12 protein-coding genes and 1 pseudogene are annotated in these 15830 nt (G+C 43.8%); 2 read left to right on the top strand and 11 right to left on the bottom strand.

Annotated elements, in window-relative coordinates; genetic code table 11:
* Positions 1-31: 31 nt before the first annotated feature.
* The 4 genes from wecC to ACFQV5_RS05235 form a co-directional block, all read right to left on the bottom strand.
* Positions 32-1273 carry a UDP-N-acetyl-D-mannosamine dehydrogenase gene (wecC, locus tag ACFQV5_RS05250; protein ID WP_379244345.1) on the bottom strand — a complete coding sequence of 414 codons (1242 nt, stop codon included), beginning with the start codon at positions 1271-1273 and terminating at the stop codon, positions 32-34.
* A gap of 225 nt (positions 1274-1498) precedes the next feature.
* Positions 1499-2188, bottom strand: a complete 690-nt coding sequence (locus ACFQV5_RS05245) for a CpsD/CapB family tyrosine-protein kinase (RefSeq protein WP_379244343.1) — start codon at positions 2186-2188, stop codon at positions 1499-1501.
* Positions 2169-2918, bottom strand: a complete 750-nt coding sequence (locus ACFQV5_RS05240) for a YveK family protein (RefSeq protein ID WP_379244341.1) — start codon at positions 2916-2918, stop codon at positions 2169-2171. Before ACFQV5_RS05240 ends, ACFQV5_RS05245 begins: the two co-directional genes overlap by 20 nt.
* Positions 2919-2941: 23 nt before the next feature.
* Positions 2942-3703: a tyrosine-protein phosphatase gene (locus tag ACFQV5_RS05235; RefSeq protein WP_379244339.1), complete on the bottom strand. Its 762-nt coding sequence runs from the start codon at positions 3701-3703 to the stop codon at positions 2942-2944.
* Between the two features lie 214 nt (positions 3704-3917).
* Between ACFQV5_RS05235 and ACFQV5_RS05230 the strand changes: the two are divergent.
* Positions 3918-4106, top strand: a pseudogene (locus ACFQV5_RS05230) (helix-turn-helix domain-containing protein); the annotation flags it as partial.
* A gap of 158 nt (positions 4107-4264) precedes the next feature.
* On the opposite strand, the gene ACFQV5_RS05225 reads toward ACFQV5_RS05230, so the two are convergent.
* From ACFQV5_RS05225 to ACFQV5_RS05210, 4 genes are all read right to left on the bottom strand, one after another.
* Entirely contained in the window at positions 4265-5194 is a 930-nt protein-coding gene (locus ACFQV5_RS05225) for an LCP family glycopolymer transferase (protein ID WP_379244337.1), read from the bottom strand.
* A 38-nt stretch (positions 5195-5232) separates the two neighbouring features.
* Positions 5233-5934, bottom strand: a complete 702-nt coding sequence (locus ACFQV5_RS05220) for a sugar transferase (protein WP_379244335.1) — start codon at positions 5932-5934, stop codon at positions 5233-5235.
* A 9-nt stretch (positions 5935-5943) separates the two neighbouring features.
* Positions 5944-6837, bottom strand: coding sequence for a UTP--glucose-1-phosphate uridylyltransferase GalU (gene galU, locus ACFQV5_RS05215; protein WP_379244333.1), 894 nt, complete (start codon positions 6835-6837; stop codon positions 5944-5946).
* Positions 6838-7081: 244 nt separating this feature from the next.
* Positions 7082-7507 carry a hypothetical protein gene (locus ACFQV5_RS05210; protein WP_379244331.1) on the bottom strand — a complete coding sequence of 142 codons (426 nt, stop codon included), beginning with the start codon at positions 7505-7507 and terminating at the stop codon, positions 7082-7084.
* Positions 7508-7725: 218 nt separating this feature from the next.
* Here ACFQV5_RS05210 and ACFQV5_RS05205 point away from each other — a divergent pair, with 218 nt between their 5' ends.
* Positions 7726-8094 carry a helix-turn-helix domain-containing protein gene (locus ACFQV5_RS05205; RefSeq protein WP_379244329.1) on the top strand — a complete coding sequence of 123 codons (369 nt, stop codon included), beginning with the start codon at positions 7726-7728 and terminating at the stop codon, positions 8092-8094.
* Between the two features lie 85 nt (positions 8095-8179).
* Here ACFQV5_RS05205 and ACFQV5_RS05200 read toward each other — a convergent pair whose 3' ends face one another.
* The 3 genes from ACFQV5_RS05200 to ACFQV5_RS05190 all read right to left on the bottom strand — a co-directional run bounded on the left by ACFQV5_RS05200 (position 8180) and on the right by ACFQV5_RS05190 (position 15799).
* Positions 8180-8323 (bottom strand): hypothetical protein, encoded by a 144-nt coding sequence (locus ACFQV5_RS05200; RefSeq protein ID WP_379244327.1) that lies wholly within the window; start codon positions 8321-8323, stop codon positions 8180-8182.
* Positions 8324-8582: 259 nt separating this feature from the next.
* Entirely contained in the window at positions 8583-13181 is a 4599-nt protein-coding gene (gene gltB, locus ACFQV5_RS05195) for a glutamate synthase large subunit (protein ID WP_379244325.1), read from the bottom strand.
* A gap of 338 nt (positions 13182-13519) precedes the next feature.
* Positions 13520-15799, bottom strand: coding sequence for a YhgE/Pip family protein (locus ACFQV5_RS05190; protein WP_379244323.1), 2280 nt, complete (start codon positions 15797-15799; stop codon positions 13520-13522).
* Positions 15800-15830: the final 31 nt, after the last annotated feature.

Genomic DNA, 15830 nt, shown 5'->3' with positions numbered 1-15830 from the left:
AATTCACACTCCAGGCATGATGCGGAGAAAATCAATTAAAAAATCCCCTAGTATCAATGACGATTTTCTCTTTCAGCAAATTCCGGTCAATACTTTGAAATACATTGTGATTCACCAGCAGGAGTACGATATCCGATTTGCGGATTGCCTCCTCTGTTGGCATTAAAGTCACGTGCTCCAACTGCAAAGATTGCGGTAGAGCTTGAATATGTGGTTCTGCAATATTAACTTTTCCAACCTTCAATCTTGATAGATGCTCCACGATTTCAACGGAAGGACTTTCACGAAGATCGTCAATGTCAGCTTTGAAAGATAGTCCCAAACAGGCGATGACAGGTTCTTTAAAGCGCTCGGCACGCTCCGTCACCCGGGCAACAACATATCCCGGTTTATAATCATTTACGACCCTTGCGGTATGTATCAATTTCGTCTGCTCTGGAGCTGCATCGACCAGAAACCATGGATCAACAGCAATACAGTGCCCCCCCACTCCCGGACCAGGCTGTAAAATCTGAACACGTGGATGATGGTTCGCCAGCCGGATAAGCTCCCAAACATTAATATCCAAATGGTCACAGATAAATGAAAGTTCATTGGCAAAGGCAATGTTCACATCACGGTAAGAATTCTCCGTCAGCTTAGCCATCTCTGCGGTTCTCGCGTTCGTTCCAAGTAATTTACCACTCACAAATTGATCGTAGAACGCTATCGCTTTATCCGTGGATTGACTGTCAATGCCCCCGATAATCCGGTCATTCTCAACGAGCTCCCGGAGAATCTGACCAGGCATTACCCTTTCCGGACAATGGGCTACAAAGAAACGACTGCATACATCATGCAGTGAATTGGAAATGTTTAAATCCGGTCTTGCTTCCATGATCCACTCGGCAATTTTTTCTGTTGTTCCTATCGGGCTGGTGGACTCTAAGATAACGAGGTTTCCAGGTTGCAAATACGGAACAATCGATAAAGTTGCTTGATGCACAAAGGATAGATTTGGTTTGTGACCATCCTGAAAAGGAGTCGGGACCGCTAAAATAAATACATCCGCCTCTATCGGTTCGCTTGATACATTCAACTGCCCACTCTGTACTGCAGCCTTCACCATGATGTCCAGGTCAGGCTCATAAATATGAACCTTTCCTTGATTGATTAATTCTACCGCGTGCCTGTTCACATCCACGCCATGCACCTGAAATCCCTTGATCGCCAGCAAACTGGCCGTTGGAAGACCGATATATCCAAGGCCAACAACACATACCTTCTTTACCATTTACGTCCCTGCCTTATTTCATATTAGAAAAAGTATCAGCTATATCGGCACGCCCCAACATAGCTCATACTTCCATCCAGAAGTATGAACATGGGCATTAAACCCCTCCTCACATCACACTATCGACGATGAACGTCTAAGGTATTTTCATACCCACAGCGTGACCGAGTGCCTACCGTGATAAAGGTGCAGTAGACATGACCTTAAAGCTTACCAGCTATGAAGTTAATCTTGGTAACCGTAGTAATTGTACTGACGGGCCTCTGACCTACTCATTCTTTTATGATTCAGGACAACTCCGATGATTTGTGCTTTCACATGCTCAAGCTTTTCTTTGGACTTTCGTATATACTCACGCTTCACTTTTCCGGCCTGTACAACAAAAACGACGCCATCACTCATCGACGCGACAATCAGGCCATCTGCGACCGCCATTACCGGCGAGGTATCCATTAGAATAATGTCAAAGCTCTCTTTCCATATCTCTAGCAGCTCCTTTAGTTTTCCTGATGACAGCAGCTCTGATGGGTTCGGGGGAACCGGTCCGGCTGTAATCAGTGATAGATTCTCGATACCAGTTGTCCTTATGGATTCCTCTTGACGACATTGATTAGCCAACAGGTTGGAAAGTCCCGTCTTATTTGAAACTTTAAATACCGATTGAAGTGATGGATGACGCAAATCTGCGTCTATCAACAAAACCTTCTTTCCCTCTTGGGCATAAGCTACAGCCAGGTTGCTGATCGTTGTCGTTTTTCCTTCTCCCGCTTGGGTCGAGGTGAAGGCAATAACATGAAGTTTATGATTCCATTCCGAAAATTGAATATTAGTTCGGATATTCCGATAACCTTCCGATATCTGCGATTTGCGATTGATGTTCATAATTAATTTCGATTCATTGGCTAACCGACGCATATTGCTCACCTGCCTGTTTTTTTGACTGTTTCTTGGTTTTGACCCGAATATCTTTCTTTTTGATCTTACCTACTGTTCCAAGCGTAGCCAGTTCCAAATACCGCTCAATGTCTTCTTCCGTCTTCACGGTGTCATCCATGAATTCCCTAAGAAGAACGAGGCCTACGGCTATCATCAAGGAGGCTGCAAAGGTTATCACCACATTCATGGCAACTTTCGGGCTGACAGGCACCGCTGATTCTTGGGGTTTGGCTTCATCCAATATGGAGATATTATCAACTTTCATAATTTGAGGAATCTCTTGTTGAAACACATACGAAATAGCATTCACAATCTGCATAGCCTGTTCATAAGATGTATCTTGGATTTTCAAAGTGATGATTTGTGAGTTTTGCGTTGTAATAATATTGATCCGCTCTCTCAAATCTTCCGAATTAAGCCCGAGTCCCGGATGCTTCTGGACAACTTTATCCATAATCGAAGCGGAGCTTAAGATGACTTTATATGAATTGATAAGCATGATATTCGAGTTTATCTGATTGATGTCCAGAGACGGACCTCCATTGCTATCCATATTTGATTTGTTGACGATCAGTGTCGTAGATGCCTCATAAACCGGAATCATTATAAACTTGCTGTAATAACCGACTCCGAGTGTACATATCAACACAAAGCCTGCAATAAGCCATATCCGCTTTTTCAACATAGACATCAATACTTTTAGTTCCATCCGTCCAACCCCCAGAAGTCATTCTAATTTTGTTCGAGTGTTCTACTTTGCGAAGAAAATGAAGGAAGCGCCGAGATGTCCCTATTCGTAAGTAAATCAACAGCATTGGTCTGAAATGTTTGCCATAACGACACACCACTAACCTGCTCAACCACTGCTTTTGCTTCCTGAAAATAATAACTCCGCCGAAATGGATCATGTGCGTCACTGGCGATGAGATGAGCCAAGCGGTTCTCACAAAGATAGAAAGCTGTTTTTTGGATACTGCGTCCAAAGTAACCTACTAAGGATTGGGTCGTGATCTGCAGCAATACATCTCGCTTTAACCATTCGAACAACAGATCGGGATTCTGTATTACAGCGGCGTTTCTCTCAGGGTGCGCTATGATTACGCGCCTTTGTTGTCTTTCCATGTATGACAAAAACTCATTCAGAAAGGTGGGGATCGTTCTCGACGGCAGTTCAACCAACAGATATGGAGATCCCGCCAAGGTCTGAAGCCGGCCTTTCCGGTATTCCTTATCGTATGCCTTGGTCAAGTGAAACTCCTGTCCAGGTAGAACCGTCAGCGGAATACTGTGTCTATTGAGCTCTGCATTTAATTGTTGCACTCTACGTCTGATGGTTATCGCTTTGTTGCTGTATCCCCTGGTGCCATGATGCGGAGTTGCAATTACGGTATGAATGCCTTGTTCAACTGCCATAGCAGCCATTCGTAGCGAGCCTTCCATCGTTCTCGGTCCGTCATCAATTACGGGGAGTATGTGGCAATGAAGATCAATCATCTGAACCCCCTACTCAGTAAACTTTGATCATGCAATCTGTCGGGAAAATCTAGAATATAACCACCATAACGATACAATTTGTCTCCTTATTTGAGAAAATGAACAATTATCATTGACTACAACGTTAATTTACGATACATTTTGTATCATGTCAAGTGTTAATTACTCTCTCTTTTTGAACTTGATAATTGACATAAGGAGGTGGGGATGAGCGTTGTACGGATATCGAATAGCAGAAATGAGGGAAAAAAAGGGATGGACTCAAGAGGAACTTTCAGCGGCGATTGGCATTAGCCGAGCATCACTATCTCATTATGAAAAGAACCGAAGAAAACCAAATTTAGAAACACTGACACGACTAGCGGATATATTCCATGTCTCCATTGATTACATGATCGGAAGAAAGAATACACATCTTTCCGAAACAGAAAACTGTGCAAATTAACATTTGACGGATCCTTTGATTGATAATTCGTCATATCAAAATACAGCGCATCCCCTTCGACTAGCAATAGGGATACGCTGTATTTTTTGATACATAGCAATAACAATGTGTGGTCTTCAATGCATTTGAGCTGTTATCAACGAACTAATCTCTTCTCTCTCCTCCTTATCGACGATGTAATACCAAATTCCATTCATCTTCTTCCCATAACCTTTCACTTCAGCCTGATCGATCCTTTCAAGCTTTGTCCGGTATTCCAACATAAATATTTTCATTTCCTCAAAAGTGATGTCCGTCTTTACACTAGTACCCACTTCATCAAGAATAGTTTGCAGCTTGAAAACAGTTGAGATATTTAACGATTTACGAATTAGCCCTTTCAATATCTCCCTCTGGCGTTCGTTTCGTCCTAAATCTCCCCTTGGATCTTCATATCGCATACGTGAAAAGGCTAGTGCTTCGGCACCACTTAAAAGTAAATCACCTTTTGCAAAATGATAACCTTCATAATCAAATTGAAATTTATTATTTACGGCGACTCCTCCTAAGGAATCTACAACTCTTGAAAATCCCTCCATATTCACTTTTATGTAATAATTAATCGGAAATTGCAAGAAATCCTCCACTGTCCTTAGGGTCATATCCACACCACCAAAAGAATACGCATGATTAATTTTGTCGACCGTTCCGTGACCAATAATCGTTGTTCGAGTATCTCTTGGTATATTGAACATGAGGATTGATTTTTTCTCTGGGTTGACTGCCAGCAAAATCATAGCATCAGAACGACCACGATCATTTTCTCTCTCATCAACTCCCATAACGAGAACTGTGAATGGTTCAAGCTTTTCAGAATTCACAGTTTCTCTTATCGGCTCTTTAATTTCAGTAGCAACGCTAACAGGAACAGAAGGTGATGGTTTTCTCTCTTCATACATCTGGTTCGCAGTTTCTTTAACGGATTGATACATGAAAATACCATAACCGGCAACGAGTATTAGAAAGAAGGTAAGCAGCCATAGAGTGACTTTGATTTTTTTAGACATCCAATCCCTCCTGCAGTGTTGCACCAATCCTCTGGTCTTTAAAAAGCATCCTTTGTTCCGAACATCACTTTTATCGTCTTCAATATGATATGTAGATCCAATTTCAATGATTGTTGCTGGATATACTGGAGATCAAACTCAACCATATCCTGAAAACCAACGTTGTTTCTTCCGCTCACTTGCCATAACCCCGTACATCCAGGCAAAATGGAAAGTCGCTGTATATCGTAGATATTGTAATTAGCTACCTCCTCCGGAAGTGGAGGCCGAGGACCAACTAAACTCATATCCCCTTTGATCACATTCCAGAGCTGCGGTAACTCATCAAGACTACTTTTTCGCAATATACGACCTATTCTCGTAATACGAGGATCATTTTTCATTTTAAACATCGCACCTGTTACTTCATTAAGATGCAATAAATCATCTTTTAACTGCTCAGCATTGATAACCATCGTTCGAAATTTATACATTCGAAACGTCTTTCCACCTTTTCCGACTCTGATTTGAGAGAAAAACACCGGATGACTAGGGTTATCATATTTAATAATGATATAAATTGCGGCAAAGAGAGGTGTAAGCACAAGCAAACCTACCCCAGAAATGATCAAGTCTAACAGCCGTTTAAAAAAGGTAAACCAATGCGGTTGTGTTACAGGATTAATAACAAGAGAAACAGACGTATCCACTATAGGGATTCTCTCAACATTTGTGGGGGACTCCATCGTTTTCATACTCATATCGCGCTATTATTTCACAAACTGCTTATTATAATTGATCATTTCTTCCAAACCGTGCAATAGTGGAATACGCATTTCTTCTTTCATTAAAGCAAATTCAACTGAAGTCAATATAAAGCCAAGTTTATCCCCCACATCATAACGTATCCCATCATAATTATAGGCATATACATCTTCCGTTTCAGTTAATCGCTGAATGGCATCCGTCAATTGAATCTCGCCATCTATTCCGGCAGTTACCTGCTCTAGATAGGTAAAAATACTCGGTGTCAGTACGTACCTTCCCATAATCGCCATGTTAGACGGTGCAAGCTCAGATGCTGGTTTCTCCACCAAACCCCGCACCTTAGTTAGTCCTGAAATAGGCTCAGCTAGATAAGGATCGATGATCCCATAACGGCTTACTTCCTGGGGAGTCACACTTTTAACTCCTATTACCGAACTTTTCGTAAGTTCATACTGTTCCATGAGTTGTTTGATACATGGCTTTTCAGCTCTTACAATGTCATCGCCTAACAGTACGGCAAACGGCTCATCTCCAATAAATTTTCGCGCACACCACACAGCATCGCCAAGCCCTTTAGGCTCCTTTTGCCTGATATAGTGAATATCCACCATTCGAGAGGGGCGCTGTACCTCATATAGTAAATCCATTTTTTTACGTTGCTGTAACTTATATTCGAGCTCAAACGCATGATCAAAGTGATCCTCAATCGAACGTTTTCCTTTTCCTGTAACGATTATGATATCTTCAATGCCACTTTCAATCGCTTCTTCCACGATATATTGAATTGTCGGTTTATCCACTATAGGAAGCATCTCTTTAGGCATAGCCTTTGTTGCCGGAAGAAATCTTGTACCCAGCCCAGCTGCAGGAATAATAGCCTTTCTAATCGTCGCCATGATTCATTTAACCTCCTCTAACTCTCTAAAACCAGGACTAACATGAAACACAATCTTCACTGACCTCATTTCTGGATCAGCCTTGTATCGGTAAAAGGACCTATAACACTGCAACTTAACTGTTTTTGTGACATAAGCACATAAAATAATCCAGCGCCTTTCTAAAAAAGAGGGCGCTAGGATATAAGGTAAAAGAACTAATGACCGGGCAACATAAATATAGTAAAATGTTATTTATCAAAAACTATTGAATGATCGTGCTTATTGGACGCCGGTTATGGTGGGCCGTTCCGATATTTGTGTATAATCGAATTGGTGTATCACAGTATTGAAGGTACATTAGCCGATTTAACATCCCTGTGATCCGAAGCTTCTCATTCTCAGTAGCTTGTAATCTGGCTGTATACAGATTGCTTTCTTTCCATACTTCTCGCGTCAAGAAACTACTTGAGACTATAAGCCGATCATAGGAGTCATCCAACTCGTAAGTGAGTTTTATATTGAAGGTAACAGGAATGTCCCATGAGCACAGAAACAGAATTTTCTCCGTGCTGAGCTCAAGCGGGGTTATCTGGTGAGTTCGTCCATTAACATTCAACTTCCCGATCGCCGCAAGACGCACTCCGACATTTATGTGATGATGTACTTTCCGGGACATCTGACTATTCATTTAACTCCTTCTTTTCGGTGAATTTCTGGTATGAAATATCCTACTCACGGATAAACTGATACGGAATGTCACACCGAGATACGTTTTGTATCTAATGATATGTTCATTCTAGGATACAATCTGTATCATGTCAATATAAAATGCATTTGGATGAACCTGCTTATTCTTCCTTATGCTTTCTATTGAGTATTTCTAAGCCATCGAAGGAGGACCCATACATGAATTACGGAAATAGGATAGCAGAATTACGAGAAAAGCAAGGCTGGACCCAAGAGGAACTTGCATCTACTGTTGGCATTACACGCGCTGCTTTATCTCATTACGAAAAAAACCGGCGCAAGCCGGATTTTGAAACCTTAACACTTCTCGCGGATCGATTTAATGTTTCTATTGATTATTTAATTGGCCGGACGAAACACGAGAAATTATCAATGGATTCCAATGTTCGCGAATTTGTTGACGGTTTAGAGCTATCTGATCAAGACCTACTAGAACGCTTTAACCTCACAGTAGACGGTCGAAAGCTAACTGAAGAAGAAGCTAAACGTTTCATTGCCTTTGTTAGAATGGAACGTATGATGAAGTAACCAAAGTCACAATCAAAAAAATCCCCGGCAAGCTGTGTATACAGATTGCTGGGGATTTTTCCTACCGTTCAATTAAGGATTGCTATTATTCTTTCGCTTCTTGCAACAGCAGCCATTTATCGGGATGGATACCCATTTGATCAAGGAGCTTATAGATGTCCAGGTCTGTCTTGGTGTGTTGCGACAGTCTTTCATTTCCACCTGATCCGGTCTCTTTCTCCATATTCATCTTCCGCTAACCTCACTTATTCTCTACTTTTGGTTCTCCATCCCTTTCATATCTCTTAGATGCTTTACTCCGTTGAACAAACCTATTACTTACTTATCGATATTATACCTAACCCAATCTTAAGATACTGTCGTCTGATGGAACCATTGTCCTAGGTTTCAGGTTCTATTTTTGTCGAATAAGCAAAAACCCATAACAAGTTCAATATAGAACCTATTATGGGCTTTGAGATCTGTACAACTAGGTCTTTAGGTTCAGACTAATTGGCTCCTGAATGAGATAATTCCCGCATATTTGCTTCAAATGCAGCAAGCAATGCCTCATCACCTACAAACCCTTTATCTTCGGCTTTTTCAATCTGTAGCATCATCCGTTTGTAATCTTTGGGGATTACACGAACAAACTGTTTTAACCTGTGATCCCAGTCAGCAAGAATCTGCTGTGCGAGCGAACTGTCCGTATAAATAGAATGGCGCTGAATCATTCCAAATAGAACTTCTGCTTCCTTTGGATTTTCAACCCGCTCCAAAAGAACCATTTCTAGGTTACAACGCTTTATCAAAGTACCATCCGGATCATAAACATAGGCAATTCCTCCAGACATACCTGCCGCAAAGTTACGGCCCGTATCCCCAAGAACGACAACCCGACCACCAGTCATATATTCACAACCATGATCACCAACACCCTCTACAACTATGTGAGCACCAGAGTTACGAACGGCAAACCGTTCACCTGCTATACCGCGTATATAGGCTTCACCACTTGTCGCTCCATAAAAGGCTGTATTGCCTGTAATGATATTCTCCTCTGCAGCAAATGTTGCCTTCAGAGATGGCTTAACAATGATCTTACCTCCAGAAAGACCTTTCCCGATGTAGTCATTGCTATCCCCTTCAACAATAAGGGTCATTCCTTTGGGTACAAAAGCGCCAAAGCTCTGTCCAGCTGAGCCATCAAAGGTAAATTGAATCGTATCCTCCGGCAATCCAGCAGCGCCGTATTTACGCGTTACTTCACTCCCTAAGATCGTCCCCACCGCACGATCTACGTTTGTGATTGGGAAGCGGCCTTGTAGCGCGGCACCTGTTTCTAATGCAGGAGCAGCATGATCCAGCAGGAAGCGCATATCAAGCGTTTCCTCAAGGCCGTGGTTTTGGCGCTTCGTGCGATATCTGGAACTGCCTTCTGGAAGTTCAGGAGAATAGAGAAGTGGAGAAATATCGACCCCTCTCTTCTTCCAGTGATATTCAGCCTGCACTGCATCGAGACAGTCCGTACGGCCCACCATCTCTTCAATGGTGCGGAAACCAAGCGCTGCCATCTGCTCACGCACATCCTGAGCGATAAATGTCATGAAGTTAACGACATGCGACGGATCTCCTGTAAAATTCTTTCGCAGCTCTGGATTTTGTGTAGCTACGCCAACTGGGCAAGTATCCATCTGACAAACACGCATCATAATACAGCCAATCGCAACGAGTGGAGCTGTAGAGAAGCCATATTCCTCAGCACCTAGCATAGCAGCTACGATCAAGTCACGACCACTCAGCATCTTCCCGTCCGTCTCTAGCACTACACGATCGCGAAGATTGTTCAAAATAAGTGTCTGATGTGTTTCCGCAAGTCCAAGCTCCCAAGGCATCCCTGCATGGCGAATGGAGCCTTGTGGTGAAGCGCCAGTACCTCCGTCATAACCGCTGACTAGGATAATGTCAGCACGTCCCTTAGCCACACCTGCGGCAATCGTGCCAACGCCAACCTCGGAAACGAGTTTAACATTGATATCTGCACGTGGATTGGCATTTTTCAAATCATAAATGAGCTCTGCCAAATCCTCGATCGAGTAAATGTCATGGTGCGGAGGAGGGGAGATAAGTCCAACGCCCGGTGTGGAGCCGCGTACTTCGGCAACCCAAGGATAGACCTTACGTCCAGGCAGCTGTCCACCTTCTCCCGGTTTTGCGCCTTGTGCCATCTTAATCTGGATTTCATCCGCATTCACCAGATAGTTCGATGTAACACCGAACCGGCCAGACGCAACCTGCTTGATAGCACTACGGCGAGAATCGCCATTCGCATCTGGGATATACCTTGCAGGGTCTTCCCCACCTTCTCCCGTATTGCTCTTACCTCCAATTCGGTTCATGGCGATCGCCAGACTTTCATGGGCTTCTTTACTAATAGAGCCGAATGACATTGCCCCGGTCTTGAAACGGCGCAGTATATTCTCAATAGGTTCGACTTCTTCAATCGAAATAGGTTCGCCTGCTGGCTTGATCTTAAGAAGTGAACGAATAGTCAAATGCTGTTCACTCTCACCTTGTACAAGCTTGGCATATTCTTTATATAATTTATAGTCGTTCGTGCGGACTGCCTGCTGGAGGAGATGAATCGTTCTTGGGTTAAATAAATGCTCTTCCCCACCATTTCTCCACTGATATTCACCAGCTGAATCAAGCACCTTATCATTCCCATCCTTGTCGGTAAAAGCACGCTCGTGATGAACCAGTGCTTCGATCGCAACTTCTTCAAGTCCTATACCGCCAATTCGAGATGGCGTCCATGTAAAATAACTGTCCACGAACTCCGATTTAAGACCAACAGCTTCAAAAATCTGTGCCCCTCGGTAAGATTGAATCGTGGAAATACCCATTTTGGATAATACTTTTACAACACCCTTACTAGCTGCCTTAATGAAGTTTTTAACCGCTTTTTCATGGGAAATGCCACGAAGCATTTTCTCTTCAATCATGTCGTCAAGCGTTTCAAATGCTAGATACGGATTCACTGCACTAACTCCATATCCAAGCAATAGCGCAAAGTGATGCACTTCACGAGGCTCGCCTGATTCCAGCAAAATACTGACCTTCGTCCGCGTACCTTGACGGATTAAATGATGATGAAGCGTTGATACAGCAAGTAGCGATGGAATTGCTGCATTCTCTTTATCCACCCCACGGTCGGATAGAATTAGAATGTTATGTCCTTTTGAGATAACGCGATCTGCAGCTTCACAGAGACCGGCTAATGCTTCTCGAAGTCCCTCTGCCCCTTTCTCAGCTGTGAAGAAAATAGGGATGGTCATCGATTTAAAGCCCGGACGATGCACATGGCGGATTTTTGCAAAATCTTCATTGGAGAGCACAGGAGAGTCCAGTCGAATATGCCTGCAGCTCTCCGGCTCCGGATTCAGCAGATTTCGCTCTGGGCCAATCGTTGTAAAAGTAGAGGTGATGAGCTCCTCACGAATCGCATCAATCGGCGGATTCGTCACTTGGGCGAACATTTGCTTGAAATAGTTAAAGAGTCGTTGTGGACGTTCCGATAACACAGCAAGCGGAGCATCATATCCCATGGACGCTAGCGCTTCCGCTCCTGTTAAAGCCATAGGCTCAATCACTTTGCGCAGTTCCTCGTACGTATAACCAAATGCCTGCTGAAGCTGACGCACGTTTTCATGTTTCGGATTGGGCAGTTCCGGCGCTTCCGGAAGATCCTCCAGGTTAACAAGATGCTCATCGAGCCAATCTCGATAAGGCAGTTCAGAAGCGATTCTCGCTTTTACTTCCTCGTCCGAAATGATGCGCCCTTCCTTAGTATCGACAAGCAACATCCGCCCCGGACGCAGACGGTCTTTATAAAGTACATTCTCTTCTGGAATATTAAGAACCCCTACTTCAGAGGACAACACAATGAGATCGTCCTTTGTGACACAGTAGCGAGATGGACGAAGGCCATTACGGTCCAGTGTAGCTGCGATCTGAATACCATCTGTAAAAGCCATTGCAGCAGGTCCGTCCCATGGCTCCATTAATGTACTGTGATATTCATAAAACGATTTTTTCGTTTCATCCATACTTTCGTGGTTATTCCAGGGCTCTGGAACCATCATCATCGCAACATGCGGTAAGGAGCGTCCGCATAAATACAAGAACTCAAATGTATTATCAAACATACCTGTGTCAGAGCCGTCCGGATTAATAACCGGCTTCACTTTTTCCAAGTCACTTCCGAATAGCTCATTCTGGAAAAGAGACTGACGGGCATGCATCCAGTTCACATTCCCTCGAAGTGTGTTAATCTCGCCGTTATGAATCATAAAGCGGTAAGGGTGAGCACGTTCCCAGCTCGGGAAAGTATTCGTACTGAATCTCGAATGAAGAAGCGCAATGGCGGTTTCAACACGTGAATCCTGAAGATCGAGATAAAACTGTCCTACCTGGACGGTTGTCAGCATGCCTTTATATACTATTTTGCGGCAAGAAAGACTGGATACATAGAAGGTATCGCCTTCCTGTGCACCACCGTAACGTATAGCTAACTCGGCTCGTCTACGGATGATATAGAGCTTACGTTCAAAGCTAAGATCGTCTTGTATATCCCCATTCCGTCCTATAAACACTTGGCGTACATACGGTTTAGCAGCTTTTGCTGATTTACCTAACATTTCATCGTTCGTTGGTACATCACGGAAGCCCAGCAAAGTCTGTCCTTCCTCAGCAATAATCGAAGCAAGCTGTGCCTCATGGTCTGCACGTACATTCGGGTCATGGGAGAGAAACAACATCCCTACTCCATAGCTGCCCTGTTCTGGCAAAGTAAAGCCTAGGCGCTCAGCCTCTTCTACAAAAAAAGCGTGCGGGATTTGTATCAAAACCCCAGCTCCATCACCAGAGTTCGGTTCACTTCCCTGACCTCCGCGATGCTCCATATTACTAAGCATCGTCAGTGCCTGACTAACAATTTCATGAGATGGCTTACCCTTGATATGAGCAACAAATCCCATCCCACATGCGTCTTTCTCGAACTGAGGGTCATAAAGTCCTTGTTTTCTTGGGAAATCGGTATGTTTCATAATATGCAACCTTTCCTATTACAGAGTGGTACTGCAAAATATCAAATCATATGATCGCAGATGAGTATTTGCTCCAGCCAACGGAGAGGATATACATGCAAATAAAATGCAGTTTAGTGCAAAAAGAATACAAAAGAATTAGCAAATGTTTACGCGATAAGTTAGATTGGTGTCATTATTTTAGCACCGCGATAATATCAGCGCAATTCAAATCTTTTTATCCATATGATAAGAATTGTTTTTATGTATAGCTGGTCAATTCTAGAAATAAAATTATGTATTATAATGCAAAAAAAAGAACAAAAAAGACATTCCGAATGAATCGGAATGTCTTTTTGTTACACGGCAGGAGTTGCTGCCACTGCTTGGTCTTCTGTTTTCACTTTCTTCTTATAACGATTCGTTAAGAAATATACTGAAGTAAGAATCAGGAACACAGCTCCAAAGGCTCCAAGCACTCCTGCATCTCTCCACATATCGCTCATGTTTCCTGTGGAAACAACCGCCTTGAATCCTGAAACGCTATACGTCATCGGTAAGAATGGATTCAATGCTTTCATCCAATTTGGAATCAGTTCCAGTGGGAACGTACCTGCACTCGTCGTCAATTGTAGAATTAGAATAACAATTGCTATGAAACGGCCAGGCAAGTCGAGCCATGTTACCAATACCTGAATCAGGAACATGTAGGACAGACTTGTGATGAATGCAAACAGATAGAACATCGGAACATTTTGCACATCAAGCTTCAGACCATACAGCATGAGCACAACAGCTAATAGTGCCTGAAGAAGTCCCATGCCCGCAAACGACAACGTGCGGCTTACAAACCGGTTAAATCCGCTTGCGCCAGGAACAGATGTATCATAAACCGGCATTACAATCGAAGTGATCAATGCACCAACAAACAATCCCAGAGACAGGAAGTATGGAGCAAATCCTGTACCATAGTTAGGAACTTCATTCACTTTATGTTCTTCCACTTGGATTGGCTCTGCAAACATGTTAACCGTCTCGTCAGATGCTTTCACTCCACTTGTCTTATCAGCTGCTTCGCTCAGCTTGTCTGCGAGTTCACTGGAACCTTCTTTCAAAGTACCCATGCCGCTTAAGAGTTCACCGGCACCAGCATCGAGCTGCTTGGAACCGTCAGCCAGTGTGCTTACACCTGCGCCTAATTTATCAGCGCCACTTGCAAGCGTCTGTATGCCTTGGTTCAAAGTAGATGCGCCGCTTGCAAGATCTTTACCACCTGCAGCAGCTTCACCAAGCTTCGTTCCAAACAATTTCATGCCCTCTGAAAGTTTACCTTGGCCGGCAGTAAGTTCTTCCGCACCTTGCAGCAGCTGCTGACTGCCTGAATTCAGCTGTTTACCACCTTGGGCAAGCTTCTCAGAACCGCTACTTAGCTTACCAGCTCCAGCGCTTAGTTCAGTAAGTCCTTGCTGTAACTGGGAAGCACCTGCAGCGAGCTGTTGTTGTCCTGCGTTTAACTCACTGCTTCCGGTAGCTACAGCCTGACTCGCTGCCAACAGCTGTTGAACTTCGGGCACAGCAGCCAGTTCAGGATTACTTGCCGCCAATTGTTTGAGGCCTTCTGCCACAGCTTTTGAACCTTGCTCAAGGGATGCTGTTCCTTCAAGCGATTGTTTCAGTCCAGCTTGCAGTTGTCCAGCTCCCTCTGCGGAACGCTCTGCACCAGCTTGCAAGGCTTCAGCGCCGCTTTTGTTCGCCTGAAGTCCATCAGACAACTCACTTATACCAGAAGCAGCGGATTCGAGACCTGCTTTAAGCTTCAGACCGCCATTATAGGCATCCTCAGCACCCGTCTGGAGTTGTTTATGTCCATCCTGCAATTGAGTAAGGCCAGAAGCAAGTGTGCCTGCTCCATCACTCAGCTTTCCTGCTCCTGTATTCAAGTCTTTAACGCCCTGCGTTAATGGTGCAATACCTGATTGCAGTTCTTCTGTACCGCTGACCAGCTTGGAAAGGTTTTGTTTCAATGTTAACGTGCCCTCATCCAGCTTTTCAGCACCTTCAGATATTTTATGAGCTCCGTCGCCTGCATCTTGCAGACCACCGGATATTACCTCTACTTGATCAAACAGCGTTTCAGTATAAGCTTCCGTTACCTTTGCCGATACTTTAGATTGAATTTCCTTCACTGCTGTTCCGCCGATTTGAGAAGCCAAGAAGTTGTAACCTTCATTCGGTTCAAACAAGAGTTTGGCTGGCTGTGGTTCATCGTCCAATACAGTTGTAGCCTGCTCCGAGAAATTTTCAGGAATTGTAATGGTCATATAATATTTATTGTTTGCCATTCCTTCTTCCGCTTCTGCACGGTCTACGAACTCCCAATTAAAATCCTTGCCCTTTTTAAGCTCGGCAACAAGGTCCTCACCTGCCGTAAGCGTTGTGCCTTCAAACACTGCCCCTTTGTCATTGTTAACAACGGCAACAGGAAGTTCATCCATCTTACCGTACGGATCCCAAAAAGCTCCGAGAAACATGCCGCTGTACATGACCGGAATGAACAACACCGCAATGATCGGAATCAGAAGCTTCGGATTCCGCGCCGCAGCGGCAATGTCTTTAAAAAATACTGATAGTGACTTCATCCAGTCTCTCTCCTTTTATTTGTAAATACAG

It is taken from the genome of Paenibacillus sp. GCM10028914 (genome assembly GCF_042666275.1).
Lineage (GTDB): Bacteria > Bacillota > Bacilli > Paenibacillales > Paenibacillaceae > Paenibacillus_AQ.
Note: the sequence above shows the minus strand (reverse complement) of the source record. Positions and strands in the feature narration are given on the sequence as shown.